Here is a 17,040-nt window from a genome sequence, read left to right on the forward strand (position 1 = left end):
TTATTAATAGGTTGAAACCACTACCCCATTTTTCCTCTGGAAGAATGGGTGGTGGAAAACAACCTGTAAATACCTTTTCTTTCATGAATCGGGAATGAATGTCACAAAACCTTCAGAAATGTAAATAAAATGGGCATGGTGTTGAATGGTATAATGGTATGGTTAAATTTAGTGTGGCATTAGGAGGATCTCTATGGATAAGAAGAAGCGACGCCTAATAAGCAGGACCATCATTCTTCTGCTTTTAGGTGCAGCTTTAGTGTTTGCCCTTTATACGAACTTCACTAAAGATAAGAATGAAAGTCTGAGAAAAGGATCAGATGCACCCAATTTCGTTTTGACTGATATGGAAGGCAAAGAGCATAAACTTTCTGAATACAAAGGACAAGGCGTCTTCCTGAACTTTTGGGGTACATATTGTAAGCCGTGTGAATATGAAATGCCTTATATGGAAAATCAATATAAAAGCTTTAAGGACCAGGGCGTTGAGATATTAGCGGTCAATGTCGGGGAATCTGACTATGCTGTCAATAATTTTATTACAAAGCATAATCTTACCTTTCCAGTCATGATCGATAAAGGCAGGGAAGTGGAAAATGCCTATCGCGTGGATATTTTGCCAGTTACCTTTTTGGTCGATAAAGAGGGGAAAGTGGTAGATATCATCACCGGAGCTTTGACAGAAAAGAGCATCCAAAAGCATATGGAGAGAATTAAACCATAATATTGGGGAGTTTTTGACATGAAAGAAGTAAAATGCGATTGTGGTCATGTAAATCCGTTTGGCACAAAGATTTGTGGGAAATGCGGGATGGTCCTTGGTAACGAAAAAGAAAACAAGCTTATTGATATGCGATATGAAGGAACTGCCAGGCGTTCACAAACATATAAAAAAACGATCATTGATAAAATATGGAACTTCTTTTCTTCCGTTAAGGTAGGGGTGACGCTCATTGTCATTGCCTTGGTCGCTTCAGCTATCGGGACGATCTTACCCCAGGAAATGTATATACCTTCAACCGCGACGCCTGCAGAACATTATGAACTGGAATACGGCTGGTTCGGGAAGGTGTATTATGAACTCGGGTTCCATAATTTATATAGTTCATGGTGGTATTTGATTATCATAGGCATGCTGGGCACCTCACTCCTGATTGCCAGTATCGATCGTTTTTTTCCATTATATCGATCGTTAAAAAAACAAGGGGTCACACGTCATGACGGTTTCATGAAGCGTCAGAGGCTTTATGGAGTGACAAAGCTTGAAGACCAAGATATAAACCTTGAAGAAGTAAAGAATAGATTAAAAAGGCAGCGTTATCATATTCGCGAGGAAAACGGTCATATACTTGCCGAAAAGGGGCGTTTTTCACGTTGGGGACCCTATGTAAATCATATTGGACTTATCATTTTCTTAATTGGAGCATTATTGCGTTCTGTCCCCGGGATGTATATCGACAAAGTACTTTGGCTACGGGAAGGTGAGAGAAAAGAAATCCCGGGTACAAATGGTGAATACTATCTTCAGAATAATGAATTCACCTTAGAGGTGTATGACAAAGGAAATAAAGAAGATGAACAATACAGTGCTGCAATAGATAAAACCGGTACGATTGCCAAAACCTATCAATCTGATGTTACGCTTTATGAGCGCAAGGGAGATTCAATACCAGGGGAAAAGGTGGATCTTGATAAGGTAAAAGATTATAAAATCAAAGTCAATGAACCTCTGAAATATGATCATTATGCCCTTTACCAAGTAGATTATAAACTTGATGAGCTCAGTACGATGGCTTTTAATTTAATAAATAAAAAAACCGGGGAGAAATATGGCAGCTTAAAGGTTGATTTGAATAATCCTCAAAAGAAATACGAGTTGAAGGAAGGATATTCTGTTGATTTGATCAGTTACTTCCCTGATTTCGAATTCGATGATAAAGGTGTACCTAGAACGATATCGAAGATTCCGAATAATCCAGCATTTATCTTTAAAATGCATACTCCGGATAAGCCAGAGGGTGAAGTCAGTTTCGTTGCGATTAAAGAGACTGTGGAGCCTTTAGGGGAAAACACTTATAAAATGGCTTTTAATGGTGTGGAAACCCAAGATGTCACGGCTTTGACCGTAAGGAAGGATTTAACGCTTTGGGTCCTATTCACAGGTGGAATCATTTTCATGATAGGCGTTGTCCAAGGCTCTTATTGGAATCACCGGCGTATATGGATCAAGAGGAAGGATGATGAAATATTAATGGCCGGCCATACAAACAAAAACTGGCACGGTATTAAAAGAGATATAGAACAAGCGATAGAATCAACATCTCTTTGCGAACCAACGGATCAACTTGAGGAGGAGAAATCTTCTACTAAGGGGGAAGTTTTAAATGGCTGAATTAAGCAGTAACTTTTTATATGCAGCTTTCTTATTATATCTGCTCGCTACCTTTTTATTCGGGGGATCGATAAAGGATAAAAGTGGAGCGGAGGAAAAGAAACAAAATAAATGGGCTAAACTGGGCATTTTCATTACCATTCTCGGTTTCACTGCGCAAATTGGGTATTTCATCACTAGATGGATCGCTGCCGGCCATGCCCCGGTTAGTAACCTGTTTGAATTTACGACCTTTTTCGGAATGATGCTGGTCGGTGCTTTCATATTAATTTATTTCCTTTATAAAACACCCGCCCTTGGGTTATTCGCTTTACCGATTGCGTTATTGATAATCGCATATGCAAGTATGTTCCCTACAGAAATTTCGCCACTCATTCCTGCTTTGCAAAGTGATTGGCTTCATATTCATGTAACGACTGCAGCGGCAGGACAGTCGATCCTTGCCATAAGTTTCGTTACTGCCATCATTTATTTAATCAAATTCGTCGATCAGACACAATCAAGCAAAAGAACGTTCTGGCTTGAAGGCATCATGTTCACATTAGTCTGCACCATCGGATTCGTCATCATCACTTCTTCTTTTGCTGCGATGGATTATAAGGCGAATTTTGATTGGGTCGATAAACACGGAGCCGAAGTCAAACAGGAATTCAACTTACCGGCATTGGTTGGTCCCAATGAAGGGAAACTTATCGAGACGGATCGATTTGAACCACTGGTGGACATGCCTCCACTGATCAATGCCAAGAAACTGAATACTGTACTTTGGTCATTCGGTATGGGGCTCGTCTTGTATGGTTTAATAAGGTTGATTGCTCGCAAAAGAGTGGCAGCATTGATTAAACCGATCGTTAAAAATGTGAATTTGAATTTATTGGATGAGATTAGTTATCGTTCGGTCCTTATCGGTTTTCCGATTTTTACACTCGGTGCCCTCATTTTTGCAATGATCTGGGCTCAAGTGGCCTGGACACGATTCTGGGGCTGGGATCCGAAAGAGGTCTGGGCACTGGTTACTTGGTTGTTTTATGCAGCTTTCTTGCATCTGCGCATGTCAAAGGGATGGCAAGGGGAAAAATCAGCTTGGCTTGCCGTCATCGGTTTTGCCATCATTATGTTTAACTTGATATTCGTCAATCTTGTTATTGCTGGTTTGCATTCATATGCTTGATTCTGTATTGTAATATTTAGATGAAGGGGGTCTTTTGAAAGAAACGTCGAGGAGTTGGCTTATCGATTTTTCTGGAGAATGATCCTTTTTTCCGTCACTCCCTTTAATAAGGATATTTCGGTGAAATAGCATTCATGAACTTTTAGTGAGCGGTCGAAGTCTTTTTTTGTGACAAAATGGTGAAAGGTTCATGGAAGCCATGCAAAATTGGCTCTTTATCGTACTTTGTGCGGAAAAAGTATTAGTCATGGAAGTTTTCATTTTGTAGAATATATGATAGGAGGCTGATTACATAATGTATAATGCTATAAAAATTCTCGTGGTGGATGATGAGGAAAGAATCCGCCGGCTGCTAAAGATGTATTTGGAAAGGGAAGAATACATAATCGATGAAGCTGAAAATGGAGATATGGCTTTATCAAAAGCCCTTGATAATGATTATGATTTAATTTTATTGGATATTATGATGCCTGGTAAAGATGGAATCGAAGTTTGCCGTGAATTAAGGGAGAAGAAAACGACACCTATTATCATGCTGACTGCTAAAGGGGAAGAAGTGAACCGCGTTCAAGGGTTCGAAGTGGGTACCGATGATTATATCGTAAAGCCGTTCAGTCCTCGTGAAGTCGTGTTAAGGGTAAAAGCTTTATTACGTCGCTCTTCAAGCACGAGTTACATGCAGACGGAAACAACGGCAAAAGATGTAATCGTCTTCTCACATCTAACGATCGATAATGATGCCCACCGTGTACTTGCTGATAGCAAAGAGGTTTCTTTAACACCAAAAGAATATGAATTATTATATTTCTTAGCCAAATCCCCCGATAAAGTTTTCGATAGAGAGCAATTGTTAAAAGAAGTGTGGCACTATGAATTCTTTGGAGATCTTCGAACTGTAGACACGCATGTTAAACGCTTACGTGAAAAATTAAACCGCATATCCGAAAACGCAGCCAAGATGATTGTCACTGTTTGGGGTGTAGGTTACAAGTTCGAAGTCATTAATGACTGATGCTATGGGGCAGTGTTGTTGGGAAGCTATGGGCAACGATCCTATTGCTCGTGTCGTTTGTATTAATCGTTTTAACCGTTCTGCTGGTCGAATTCTTTCAGAACTTCCAAATTGAAAATATTGAAAATAATTTAACCAAAACGGCTGAACAAATCATTAAGGTAACCAATGACCATCAAGGATCTAACAATGAGGTTTTACAAATAGCTTCGGAATTAATAGGCAACGAAACGAAAATGATCATTCTTAACGATGAAAAAATGGTATTCTCATCCATCGGAGGAGAAAAGGAGTTTGAAATCACGGCGGAATTCATTAAGAATGATCCCGAATTGCTCAAGGTTTTTACGGATAGAAAGACAGTCAAAAAGGAAATCGCGTTATCCGATGATGCGGGTAAAGAGGAATTATCCGCAATTGTTGTAGGGATTCCACTTGAATTGAATGGGGAACAGGATGAAGTTTTCTTATTTCAATCGTTGGAATCCATGGAAGAAACCACAAAGTCCACTACACAGTTCATTTTATTGGCAGCGGGCATCGCCATCATATTGACAACGATTTTTGCTTTCTTTTTATCTACAAGAATCAATGCCCCATTGGTGAAGATGAGGGAAGCCGCGCTAGCGATTGCCCGGGGAAAATTTGATACAAAGGTTCCTATCTTGACACAAGATGAGATTGGTGAGTTGGCCATAGCGTTTAATCAGATGAGAAAGCAACTGAAATTCAATATGAATGCACTTAGTCAGGAAAAAGAACATCTCTCAAGCATTCTTAGCAGTATGGCTGATGGGGTCATTACCTTCAATAAAGATGGCACAATCCTTGAAACGAATCCGCCAGCGGAAAGGTTTCTGCAATCCTGGTACTTTGAGAAAGGCTTTAACCGGGAGGATAACGTGAATGTCCCCTTGGTTTTGATGAATCTTTTTGATGAATCAGAGTCCTTCGATAAGGAGCGAGTCGGTGAAATTACCTTGCAAGGCCGTGATTGGGGTTTGATTGTCAGCCCGCTATATACAAATGCCGACAATATCCGGGGAGCGGTGGCCATCATACGGGATATGAGTGATGAAAGACGTATGGACAAACTTAGGACGGATTTCATAGCGAATGTCTCCCATGAGTTAAGAACGCCAATTTCCATGTTGCAAGGATATAGTGAAGCGATCGTAGATGACATTGCGAGCAGTGAAGAGGAAAAGGTGGAAATGGCCCGAATCATCTATGATGAATCTTTGAGAATGGGACGTTTAGTCAATGACCTGCTTGATCTGGCTAAATTGGAATCGGGAAAAATGAACCTTAGCTTTGAATGTGTGCCTATATCTCCTTATTTAAAGCGGATAACAAGTAAGTTTTCCGGACTTGCCAAAGAAAAGGGGATCACAATATCAGCCAGTCTTCAAGACAATGAAATCGAATGGCAATTTGACCCTGACCGGATTGAACAGGTTTTGACTAATTTAATTGATAATGCGATTCGTCATACTCCTTCAGGCGGTAACATTGATGTCATACAGAGGACTAGTGATCGAAGGGGTCTGATCATTGATGTGAGGGACTCTGGATCAGGTATTCCCGAAGAGGATTTACCTTTTGTATTCGAGAGGTTTTATAAAGCGGATAAAGCAAGGACCCGCGGCAGATCAGGTACCGGATTGGGGTTGGCAATCGTAAAAAATATAATCAATGCCCATGACGGCTACATTTCGGTAAACAGTTTACCTAATAAAGGGACAACGTTCAGTTTTATCCTGCCTCGAATTATGGAAAATGCTGAATGAATGACGGGTAGCTTGCCAAAAAATCTTGTTTCATACAAAACTGTGAAGACAAAGGCAATTGGATTCATTTCCAACTTGTCTTTGTTTTTTTTAGGAGAAAGATGAGAAGCCTCGGATATGTGGTAATTTACGGAATTTTATAATAAGATTAAAGCCGAGGTATGTAACTTTTATTTAGGAATGACGACTATATTTATGAACGGATGTGGGGAAATGAAGGATTCCGTTTTCCACGATCTTTATGAAAAATATCATCAGGAAATTTATCAATTCATTTATTATATGACTAAAAATCGTGAAACGGCTGAGGACCTTGTTCAGGAGGTCTATATCCGGGTATTGAAGGCCTATGAACGCTTCGAAGGAAAAAGCAGTGAAAAAACGTGGATTTATTCGATTGCAAGAAATGTGACAATTGATTTTTTTCGGAAACAAAAAGGGTGGAAAGACAAAATCTTCCCTAACTTTGATTGGGATAGGCAATTGATTAAAGATACACAGCCCATTCCGGAAGAAGTGGCTATCATGAACGATGATATCCAAGATATTTATCAATGCTTAAACCGGTGTACCACGAATCAAAGATCCGTCATCATTTTACGATATATTCAGAGCATGTCCATTACGGAAACTGCTGAAGTATTAAATTGGAGTGAAAGTAAGGTAAAAACGACCCAGCACCGTGCTTTAAAGGCAATCAAAAAATTGATGGAAGATTCATCAGGGAAGGAGGGCCACCGCATTGAGAAAATCCCGTTGGAAAGAAAGCGAAATTGAAGACATGCTGCGCGAACTTCCAAAATTAAAAGATGACCGAACAAAGGCAGAGGTGTTTGCGGGAATACATGATAAAAAGAGAAAGAAACACTGGATGCCTCTAATTGCGGGTGTTACCTCCTTATTCTTATTGGTTGCTTTTGCGTCATCATTAATTATTGGGAAAAAAGGAACTACAAGTCAAGAGGAGACCGGCAGTAATGGGAAATTTTCCATTTCTGAAAATAAGGAAACGACAGAACATGAACGGCAGGGTATCAAAGAAGATACATCAGAAGATAAACAGGATAATCAAGAGTTTTTGGGTAAGCGAGTGGAAATTGAATCTAACGACGAGGTTTCAGAAATAGAACCATTAAAAGGTGAAAAGGAAAAAACTTTTGTACATGCGATTTATCAAGACGACCTGAAAAATGCTTCGTTCATTACCATGGGCATACCAGATGATCAAATGAATTTCATCGTTCCCATCTCAATAAAACTCAAACATAATGACGAATCGAATACACTGAATCGGTTAGTTAACCAAATGTCCAATATCGATGAAGAGCAATATGGGCTATTTGACTATTTTCCGCTTGATATAAAGATTAGCCAAGGAAAAGAGATGAACACTGCTAATATTGACTTTCGAAAAAACAGCCGGCTATTGGATGATGATACACTTTTTCTCCACTCGATGGAAGAAACGCTTTCCTATAATAATATTGAGAAGATGACTTTTTCTACAGGTGGTAAGCAAGGTGCAATGTTTGCACATGAAGGATTTTTAAAGGAGGCGGATATTCCTCATCAAAAAAAACGCACATACCTTCTTTACCAAAGAGATGAATCCTCTCCAAGGTTTCTTGTTCCAAGCAATCTGGATTATCAGGACTTCGAAGAGGCGCTTCAAGCTGGAAAAGGGAAGCCGGACATTGAGGGAATATCACCTGCAATCCCGGATGACCTGAATTGGGAAAGTATACGTTCAAAAGGAGATCTTGTGATCATTAATCTATCAGATCAAGCTGCTATTGAAAATAGCAAGGAATCCCTTCAAGCTTTAGAAGCCATTCTCTTCATTGCTAAGGATTTTGGTTTTGAAAAAGTGAAATTTGAAAATGCTCCTATTGAAGAGGTAGGCAAGCTGAATTTAACTGAAGCCATAGTGGTGCCCAAAGCACCGAACCAAGTCAATTGATGCAGGGAGTTAGGCTAAATGATGGGGAGAAGTACATGTAATGGTGCTGAAGAACGTACATATTAAAACACCCTAAAAGAAAAGTGCCCGCGCATGACGGGCACTTTTTTTCTTCTTATAATGAAATACGGGCCATGAACGTAATATCATCTATTTCCATTAAAAATTGTTTCATGTTGTCCTCTAAGGGTTCATCAAAGCTCAGAACCATGATGGCTTCCCCGCCAGCCTTTTTACGACCTACCTGCATTGTGGCGATATTCACTCCGTGGTCACCAAGGATCTTACCTACGTTACCAATAACACCAGGTTTATCGGTATGCTGGATATAAAGTAAATTCGATTCCGGATGAAAGTCGATTTTGAAATCATTCAAACTAACAATTCGAGAACCGTAATTTTCGATATAAGTTCCACTGATTGTTAATTCACGGTTGTCACCTTTTACTTTAAGGCTGATCAAGTTAGAGTACCCTAAAGAATCCGTAGAGACTTTTTCACCAACTGTGATGCCACGCTCTTTTGCGATCAGCAGGGCATTCACTTCATTGACGGCTGCATCAACTCTTGATTTGAAGAAACCTGAGATCAGACTTTTTGTCAGAATCGCTGTATCGAAGTCCAATGATTCTCCAGCATACGTAACGGAGATTTCCTGAATTCCTTCTTTCATGCACTGGGAAGCAATGGATCCCATTTGCTGAACAAGTTGATAGAATGGTTGTACCTTTTCAAAGACTTCTTTAGAAATGGCTGGAAGGTTGATGGAACTTGAGACTGGATTTCCTTCGAAATAGGTCAATACTTCTTGGGCAACCTGTACGGCCACATTTAATTGGGCCTCTTTCGTAGATGCACCTAGATGAGGTGTAGCTATGACGCTATCCAGTTCAAGCAGTTTATGGCCAAGTGGAGGTTCTTCGACGAAAACGTCCAGTGCCGCTCCGGCAACATGTCCTTCAACTATCGCTTCATATAAGTCATCTTCATCCAGAATACCGCCACGGGCGCAGTTCAGTACATATATGCCTTTTTTACAGGTAAGCAGTTTTTCTTTATTGATCAATCCTCTAGTTTCATTCGTTAGGGGAGTATGCACAGTAATGATGTCTGCTTTAGGAAGCAATTCATCTAAGGGCAGGGATGTAACGGACATTTTCTTTGCACGATCGGCAGTAAGGAACGGATCGTAGACAATGACATCCATACCAAATACTTTAGCACGTTTGGCAATTTCCCCTCCGATACGTCCAAAGCCGACTATACCCAATGTTTTGCCGCGAAGTTCCGTTCCTGTATATGAAGAACGTTTCCACTCCCCATTCTTTAATGAAGCATAAGCTTGCGGAATATGTCGCATCATGGAAGCCATCATCGCAAATGTATGTTCTGCTGTTGAAATGGTATTTCCGTCGGGTGCATTAACCACGACAATTCCGCGTTTTGTCGCTGCGGGGATGTCTATGTTATCGACGCCGACACCAGCGCGTGCTATGATTTTCAACTGCGGCATACGGTTCATTAAATCTTCCGTTACCTTCGTTGCACTTCTTACAAGTATTGCATCAATCCGATCAAGTTCATTTGCCGCTTCCTCTACTGTCTTCTGAATAAGAAGAATATGGGATGCCTCTGATAGCGGTCCGAGTCCTTCTGGTTTGATGGCATCTGCCACTAAAATCCGATACATGCTAAACACCTTCCTAGGGGAGAATAATTATCTTAAATTTCAGTTAATTTTACAATTGAAATGGTAATTATGTCAATTTGACTTAAATGGATGTAAGCGCTTAAAACAATAATTATCATCCTGATCGTGTGTGGAAGGCCGCCATAATATTGACTTCCTCATCGATTGCTAAAAAAGAAAAATTATTTACATTATTCCGAATCATCATTTTGTATCCAATTATTGTTTTAAACCTTTTAATCTATAAATGGACATTCACCATGACGATAGATATTCATCCTAACTGTATGTAACAGAAAAAATACTTTTCGGTCCTTCCTTATCTTCTCGAGTAGACAAGTACCATTACCCCTGCTCTTCTGACGATTCAGCTGAATACTGGCCAGGTTACCCAGAAGTCTGAGCTTGCTGTTACTGAAGTTTCTCTTTCTTCATATAATAAGTATTTATATAATCTATATTTCTCCCACCGCCTTCTATGTTTCTCTCCTGTCTAATTCCGGTAATTCAAAGCTCATTGTATTCTCACATTTTCCAAAGAGGGCATAAGAATACCAATAAGAAAATCGAGATTAAAGTATTTTGCAAAAATTGTTCCTTTAAATAAGCTATCTTCCGCACGCTCAATTTTCTTCAAAAAGAATATAAGCTAAAGGGGCAATCTGCCCAGGGATTTTAATTGGTTAAAAAGTTTTGGAACTTCATTTTGCAGCATTTGCATAAATTAAATGGAGAAGAACTCTTTGCTTTTTATGGATCCCATTTAATGAGTAACTATTTTTGTCCGAAAATAGTTACTTTTTTTTGTGTCAAGGTTTAGATGCGCTTTAACATAGGTGGAAAAATGGTTTTTTATTTGCTTAGCCATGTATGAAGGCCATCTTAAAAATCACTTTATTCCTGAACTCTTCAAAAAATAAATCTTTTCCATCTCGATGAGTCCCATAAAAAACACTTCAAGATAAAGGCCTGGCTGATGGGAAAATAAAAAATATATAACCTTGTGCAAACTTCATTTAAAAAGAACTACTTATAAAGAATCCTTTTTTCCTGTTGGATAAAAGCTCAAAACCACTGGTAAGCCCAAAGTGGATTACTGGACCAAAGATAAAGTAAGTAAGTCTTAGCGGATTGGTTTGGAGCAAATGAAAAAAGGTTAAAGACGGAAATTTATTTCTTGCTTTTTTAAATGTGCATGATAAAATCAAATAAATTAAGTGGTGGAGAGACGGTAGGTTTTTGGTAGGAAACTTGGTTGGAAAAGCGGGTTTTCAAAGGGGATTAGTGGAAACACATTAAATCGCCTATACGAATAAACTGCTGATACAAAGCTACTTAACGCACCTTTCGGAAACGAAAGGAAACTAAAAATTTTATAGGTCTATCTTCGGGGCGGGGTGCAATTCCCCACCGGCGGTGATGAAGGAAGTTCTCCTTCTAAGCCCGCGAGCCTTACGGGGCAGGATTTGGTGTGATTCCAAAGCCGACAGTATAGTCTGGATGGGAGAAGATGGAGGTTCCTGAGTGCGTTTCAACAGTCATTTGCTGATACGTTTGTTTGATGTAACCTTTAATTTATCCCTTTAATTCTATTGGAATTAAAGGTTTTTTTATTGAGCATCGACATCATTAAGGAACACTAACCTCTTTTCAGGTAGATCGGAAAAGAAGGAGAGAGAACTATGAAAAAGAATAAAGTGAAAAAAACGGTCACACTGGCAATGATGGGAAGCATTTCTTATTTATTGATGCTTTTGAATTTTCCGTTTCCAGGATTTCCACCTTTTCTGAATGTTGATTTTAGCGACATACCAGCATTGATGGCGGCATTGATTTTTGGTCCTATGGCAGGAATTCTAGTTGAATTCCTTAAAAACCTATTGGATTTAGTCATGACAGGGACCTTGACAGCTGTACCTGTGGGGCATATTGCAAACTTTATAGCTGGAATACTGTTTGTCTTGCCAACTTATTATGTATTTCAGAAAATCAATTCAAAAAAAGGGATGACGTTCGCTTTACTTGCGGGAACAGTTTCCATGGCAGTATTTATGAGTGTTTTAAACTATTATGTCTTTTTACCGGCTTATACCTTCTTTATGGGATGGGATGCAATGTCGGCACCCGAATCAAGAAAGCTAATCACGACGGCAATCTTGCCTTTCAATGTAATTAAAGGCGTGCTTATAACATCTGTATTCATGTTGTTGTTCATTAAATTACAGGCATGGATCAATAAGCAAACATTATATAAAAATGCTTAATGGCATTTACGATAGAAACATAAAAAAACAACCGATATCCAATTCGGTTGTTTTTTTATGTCCGTTTAATTTGGCAGGGGAAGATGCAATGAAATTGACCAAAAAAAAAAGCCATTCTCGATTGAAAATGGCTTGTATCTTTATTCGAATTTTAGTGCATCCCCGTCAAATGCCTCATCAGCAACTTTAATAGAATCCGTTGGACATCCTTCAAATGCATCCATCATGTCATCTATAAGTACATCTGGAATTTCAACGATTCCCTCGTTATCGTCAAGGGTAACAAATGCAATCCCTTCGTCATCATAATCATATATATCTGGTGCTGCTGCTCCGCAAGCGCCACAAGCGATGCATGTTTCTTTATCCACAATAGTAAATTTAGCCATGAATATAACCCCTCCTAAGTTGATAGACAACTGATAATCTTTTTATTTCAGATTATTATCTCTTTCTTATTGTAAGACCGAATGCCAAACTTTTCAATAGAAATTGTATTGATAATAACTATCATGTAGCAGGATGTCAACGAAAATCATCGAAATAATTAACATGGCCCTTTCCATGATGCGTCATTTAGTCACATAATTTCCCTTGTTTTCATCAATAATAACGGCGATTTTTGCAGTTTTTTGTTACAATAGGTTTATTGGATAAATGAAACAAGGATGTGAGTCCCATGAAAAATTATCTACAGGCAATCATTCTATATGCGATAAAAAAATTTCAAGGTGAACGTTCCATTTATGCTATATACCATATGCTTCAGGGGAAGAAGTCGTCACAAACAATCCAGGATGCCCATTTATTCGGGCTGACGAATATATTTGGGACAATACCACGATTTACCCGTCAGCAGTTAAATCAAAACATTGAACAGTTCCTTGACCATGAATACATAAATACAACGGATAAATCAGATGCATTTGAAATTAGTATGCAAGGTGAGGAGATGTTAATCGATTACTTCAATGATAATCCTTTTCCGAATTTTATAAATGGTTGGAAGTATCACAATATCACCCCGATTTTCTGGGGAAGGTTAAACTTACTCATTCAAACCATATCCCATATTGTCCACAATGAAAGACGTTTTTATCCGATACAAAGAAATCCCAAAATCCAATTTTTCGTAAAGGAATTTTTACATGCCAATCGTCAGGACCGAGAGTTGATTGCGCAACATCTATATGAAGAACTGATATCCCTTTTAGAAAGTCAAAGTGATTTGAAACGAGATGTTTTCATTATGAAATTAACTGGGACAAACAGGATTGGGCTTACGTTTGAACAGATTGCAAAAAGGAAAGATCTAGAAGAAGAGTTTATCCGCTTTACTTTCCTTGACTCGTTGCATCAAATGCTTTCTGAAATGGAAACGGGAACGGGTTACCCCCTTTTGTCAACGTTGATCTATGATTGGCAAAGGGGTGAAAATCCTCATTTGACACAATCTACACAAACTACTTTACGATACATCCAAGAAGGGAAAAACCTTGGGGAAATAGCTGAGGTCCGCCGATTGAAAGTCAACACCATTGAGGATCACCTAGTCGAAATTGTCCTATCGGATAAAAGTTTTCCGATTGCCGATTATGTGTCTCTCGACGATGAGAGGGAAATTGCAGCCGCTATTAATGAACTTGGTACGAAAAAGCTTAAGGCTATCAAGCAGATGGTCGATAATAAACAGATAAGCTTTTTCCAAATCAGGCTTGTACTTGCGAAAATAGGTGATGGATGATGAATATAGAACGTGTCCTAAAAGAAAAATTTGGATTTGATGAATTTCGTCCTGGACAAAAAGAAGTGATCGAATCATTGATGTCCGGACGTCATACATTAGCGATGCTACCCACCGGATCCGGTAAATCATTGTGTTATCAGCTGCCGGCTTACCTTTTAAATAAGACTGTCCTAATTGTCTCCCCATTATTATCATTAATGCAGGATCAGGCAGATCAGCTGAAGATGAGTGGCGAAAAAAGCGTATTGACCCTCAATTCTTTTTTGACGCTAAATCAAAAAAGGAAAGCTCTCGATCGATTACATAGTTATCGTTTTATCTTTTTATCTCCTGAAATGCTAAGTCTTGAGAGTGTGCTAAAATCCTTGAAATCGATAGAAATCGGTTTGTTCGTCATAGATGAAGCACACTGCATCTCACAATGGGGTTACGATTTCCGTCCGGATTATTTGAATTTAGGAGAAGTGAGGCGTGAGTTGAACAATCCGTTGACGCTTGCCCTGACAGCAACTGCAACCACTGAAGTCCGAAGGGACATCGTAAGTAAACTCGAAATTGGTCAAGCCGAAGAAATCGTCTCATCTGTTGATCGGGAAAATATTGCAATAATTGTCGAGCGCCTGATCAGTTACGATGAAAAGCTATCCCGTGTACTGGAGCTTGTCAGGAAATTGACAGGGAGCGGTATTATTTATTTTTCATCTAAAAAGGTTGCGGAATCGGTCGCTGGGTTTTTACAGGAAAACGGGATTGACAGTGTCAATTATTATCACGGTGGCATGGAACAGGAACAAAGGATGCTCATTCAGCAGCAATTCATTTCTGGTCAGTTGAAAATTATATGTGCAACAAGTGCTTTTGGCATGGGTGTAAATAAATCGGATGTCAGATACGTTATCCATTTTCATATGCCATCCACGATGGAAGCATATCTTCAGGAGATAGGCAGGGCGGGACGAGATCGGAAACAAAGTGTCGCTGTCTTATTATATGGCGAAGGGGATGAAGGGCTTCCCTTGCGTTTGATGGAACAACAGTTACCTACGGATATGCAAATCGAGGGTGTTTGTTCTTTCCTTAATGCTTCACAAAAGGGTTTGGCGAATTTCACCCTATCAGAAAAAGAACAGCTGTCTCAATCTTTTTCTTTGAACGATATCCATCTTCGTTTTTTTACCCAGCTCATTAATGGAACTAAAAATCCTTTAGACCAAATGTCAGAAATGAAAGAGTATTGCCAAAAGAGGAAATCCGGTAATCAAGAAAAGCTGCATAAATTCCTTCATTGGTTATATGCACGTGAATGTCGCCGTATAGGGATACTGCACTACTTTGAAGAAAAGCAGCGAGTAGTGAACCCCATTTGCTGTGATATCTGTGGAATGGATGCCGAAAAAATGGCTGATGTATGGCCGGAAGTTAAGGTTGATCCAGTTAATCCCTTTTCCACGTGGAAAAATGAATTGGCTTTAATCTTATTAAAGAAGGAAAATGGGAATGAAAAATAAGCAAGCTGAATTAATTAAACAACTAACAGACAAGCAGTTGCTATATAATTTGTTTCTTACACAAATTATTCTCTTAACGTTAGCCGCTTTTTTAGGTATTATTTTATTTGAGGACCGTTCTGCTTTTTTCGACTTATTTATCTTTGATGACCTGAATATTTTGCTGATTGGAATTCCCGCTGGAGTCATTGTCTTGTTATTTGACATTTTATTGATGAGAGTGACACCATCTTCCTATCAGGATGATGGTGGTATTAACGAACGCATTTTCAGTAACTTGTCATACCAGATGATTTTTGTCGTTGCTTTAGTGGTAGCGATAAGCGAAGAATTATTATTTCGTGGAGTGTTGCAAACACATTTGGGATTGCTATGGACGAGCCTGATTTTTGCAGCCGTTCATTATCGTTACCTTTTTAATTGGTTTTTATTTTTAAATGTTTTGGTTTTGAGCTTCTTTATCGGTTTTCTATTTGAAATGACTAATAATATCATCGTGACGATTACGGCCCACTTTTTGATTGACTTTATCCTTGGTGTTCTAATCAGGAGCAAAAAGCAAAGAGGGTTGAGCAAGAAAGGGGGTGACTTGAATGAGCCGAGTCCAAAAGAATGAAAAAGAAAACGACCAGGCTGGTGAACTTCGTTCGCGAATTGAACGTCAGAAGGCTAAGTCATCATTGCCCAAGCGCAGTAAAGTCCACCAAAATAAAAAGAAAAAAAGTAAAGTGAAGATTAAGTTTCCAATGATACAATTATTAGCGTTATTTTTTATTTTGCTTCCAATTGGGTTTTACAGCCTTTATACATATCTTCAGCATAGACCTGTACATGATACAAAAAGTGACCAAGTCGTCATTGATGAAAATAAGGGAGACGAGGATAAAGAAACGATTCCAACTACAGCAACTGCAGCTGATTTAAAGGAAAAGAAAGAGAAAGCGTCGGCAAAGGCTGAAGCGGAGAAAGAAAAAGAAGAAGCTGAAGCTAAAGCTAAAGCAGAGGAAGAAGAGAAGCGGAAAGCCGCAAAAGAGGAGCAAGCAAAGAAAAAGGCAGAAGAAAAGGCAAAAGCACAGCAAGTAGCAGAAGAAAAGGCAAAAGCACAGCAAATAGCTGACGAAAAAGCAAAAGCACAGCAAATAGCTGATGAAAAAGCAAAGAGGGAAGCAGCCGAAAAGAAAGTGACAGCCGAACGCGTTCAAGACGCGAAACCGAATAAAGATGATTACAAGGTTCTCTTACATACTGTACAAGGTGAGGAAACATTATTCCGCATCTCCATGAACTACTACAAATCACAGGAAGGCATTGCCCTTATCAGGGAGTGGAATGGGCTGAATGGCAATGAAATCTCCAAGGGTCAGGTGTTAAAAATACCGATCAAGAAATAATGATGGCACCCTGTCTTTAGAGGCAGGGTGTTTTTGTTAAATGTTTGGCTTGTTTTTAGGATGTAAACTTGACAGGTACTTTATCATTTTTTCCTGGACAGCTTCATATCATGAT

Annotated in this window: 14 protein-coding genes and 1 riboswitch; of the genes, 12 read left to right on the forward strand and 2 right to left on the reverse strand. The window is 39.1% G+C overall.

The genetic code is table 11. From position 1 onward, the window contains the following. The first annotated feature begins 193 nt into the window (after positions 1–193). The 7 genes from resA to SB775_RS02615 all read left to right on the forward strand — a co-directional run bounded on the left by resA (position 194) and on the right by SB775_RS02615 (position 8,325). Positions 194–724 carry a thiol-disulfide oxidoreductase ResA gene (gene resA, locus SB775_RS02585; RefSeq protein WP_410860428.1) on the forward strand — a complete coding sequence of 177 codons (531 nt, stop codon included), beginning with the start codon at positions 194–196 and terminating at the stop codon, positions 722–724. An 18-nt stretch (positions 725–742) separates the two neighbouring features. Further along, positions 743–2,392 (forward strand): cytochrome c biogenesis protein ResB, encoded by a 1,650-nt coding sequence (gene resB, locus SB775_RS02590; RefSeq protein WP_410860429.1) that lies wholly within the window; start codon positions 743–745, stop codon positions 2,390–2,392. Further along, the gene (gene ccsB, locus SB775_RS02595; protein ID WP_089361436.1) at positions 2,385–3,563 is read left to right on the forward strand and encodes a c-type cytochrome biogenesis protein CcsB; all 1,179 of its coding nucleotides are present in this window, start codon (positions 2,385–2,387) and stop codon (positions 3,561–3,563) included. The genes resB and ccsB overlap by 8 nt, the downstream gene beginning before the upstream one ends. Positions 3,564–3,858: 295 nt before the next feature. Further along, on the forward strand, positions 3,859–4,575 hold the full coding sequence (locus SB775_RS02600; protein ID WP_089361435.1) for a response regulator: 717 nt from the start codon (positions 3,859–3,861) through the stop codon (positions 4,573–4,575). Next, positions 4,572–6,365 carry an ATP-binding protein gene (locus SB775_RS02605; protein ID WP_410860521.1) on the forward strand — a complete coding sequence of 598 codons (1,794 nt, stop codon included), beginning with the start codon at positions 4,572–4,574 and terminating at the stop codon, positions 6,363–6,365. The genes SB775_RS02600 and SB775_RS02605 overlap by 4 nt, the downstream gene beginning before the upstream one ends. Before the next feature lie 213 nt (positions 6,366–6,578). Further along, positions 6,579–7,142: an RNA polymerase sigma factor SigX gene (gene sigX, locus SB775_RS02610; RefSeq protein WP_061466134.1), complete on the forward strand. Its 564-nt coding sequence runs from the start codon at positions 6,579–6,581 to the stop codon at positions 7,140–7,142. Next, a complete protein-coding gene (locus tag SB775_RS02615; RefSeq protein WP_410860431.1) occupies positions 7,108–8,325 on the forward strand; it encodes a hypothetical protein in 1,218 nt (405 codons plus the stop codon). The genes sigX and SB775_RS02615 overlap by 35 nt, the downstream gene beginning before the upstream one ends. 115 nt (positions 8,326–8,440) lie before the next feature. Here the strand turns inward: SB775_RS02615 and serA are convergent, their stop codons facing one another. Next, on the reverse strand, positions 8,441–10,015 hold the full coding sequence (serA, locus tag SB775_RS02620) for a phosphoglycerate dehydrogenase (RefSeq protein ID WP_410860432.1): 1,575 nt from the start codon (positions 10,013–10,015) through the stop codon (positions 8,441–8,443). Positions 10,016–11,394: 1,379 nt separating this feature from the next. After that, a riboswitch (FMN riboswitch) is annotated at positions 11,395–11,531 on the forward strand. Between the two features lie 166 nt (positions 11,532–11,697). On the opposite strand from serA, the gene SB775_RS02625 reads away from it, so the two are divergent. Then, positions 11,698–12,279, forward strand: a complete 582-nt coding sequence (locus SB775_RS02625) for an ECF transporter S component (RefSeq protein ID WP_061463910.1) — start codon at positions 11,698–11,700, stop codon at positions 12,277–12,279. Positions 12,280–12,419: 140 nt separating this feature from the next. Here SB775_RS02625 and SB775_RS02630 read toward each other — a convergent pair whose 3' ends face one another. After that, on the reverse strand, positions 12,420–12,668 hold the full coding sequence (locus SB775_RS02630; protein ID WP_034308087.1) for a ferredoxin: 249 nt from the start codon (positions 12,666–12,668) through the stop codon (positions 12,420–12,422). 290 nt (positions 12,669–12,958) lie between these two features. On the opposite strand from SB775_RS02630, the gene SB775_RS02635 reads away from it, so the two are divergent. Genes SB775_RS02635 through SB775_RS02650 form a run of 4 tightly spaced genes read left to right on the forward strand, consistent with a single transcriptional unit; the run spans position 12,959 to position 16,925 of the window. Further along, a complete protein-coding gene (locus tag SB775_RS02635) occupies positions 12,959–14,023 on the forward strand; it encodes a YpbB family protein (RefSeq protein ID WP_410860433.1) in 1,065 nt (354 codons plus the stop codon). Then, positions 14,023–15,534: a RecQ family ATP-dependent DNA helicase gene (locus SB775_RS02640; RefSeq protein WP_410860434.1), complete on the forward strand. Its 1,512-nt coding sequence runs from the start codon at positions 14,023–14,025 to the stop codon at positions 15,532–15,534. Before SB775_RS02635 ends, SB775_RS02640 begins: the two co-directional genes overlap by 1 nt. Then, on the forward strand, positions 15,524–16,150 hold the full coding sequence (locus SB775_RS02645) for a CPBP family intramembrane glutamic endopeptidase (protein ID WP_089364800.1): 627 nt from the start codon (positions 15,524–15,526) through the stop codon (positions 16,148–16,150). Before SB775_RS02640 ends, SB775_RS02645 begins: the two co-directional genes overlap by 11 nt. Further along, the gene (locus SB775_RS02650) at positions 16,128–16,925 is read left to right on the forward strand and encodes a LysM peptidoglycan-binding domain-containing protein (protein ID WP_410860435.1); all 798 of its coding nucleotides are present in this window, start codon (positions 16,128–16,130) and stop codon (positions 16,923–16,925) included. The genes SB775_RS02645 and SB775_RS02650 overlap by 23 nt, the downstream gene beginning before the upstream one ends. The last annotated feature ends 115 nt before the right edge of the window (positions 16,926–17,040 follow it).

The sequence above is a fragment of the Peribacillus sp. SIMBA_075 genome, assembly GCF_046534585.1.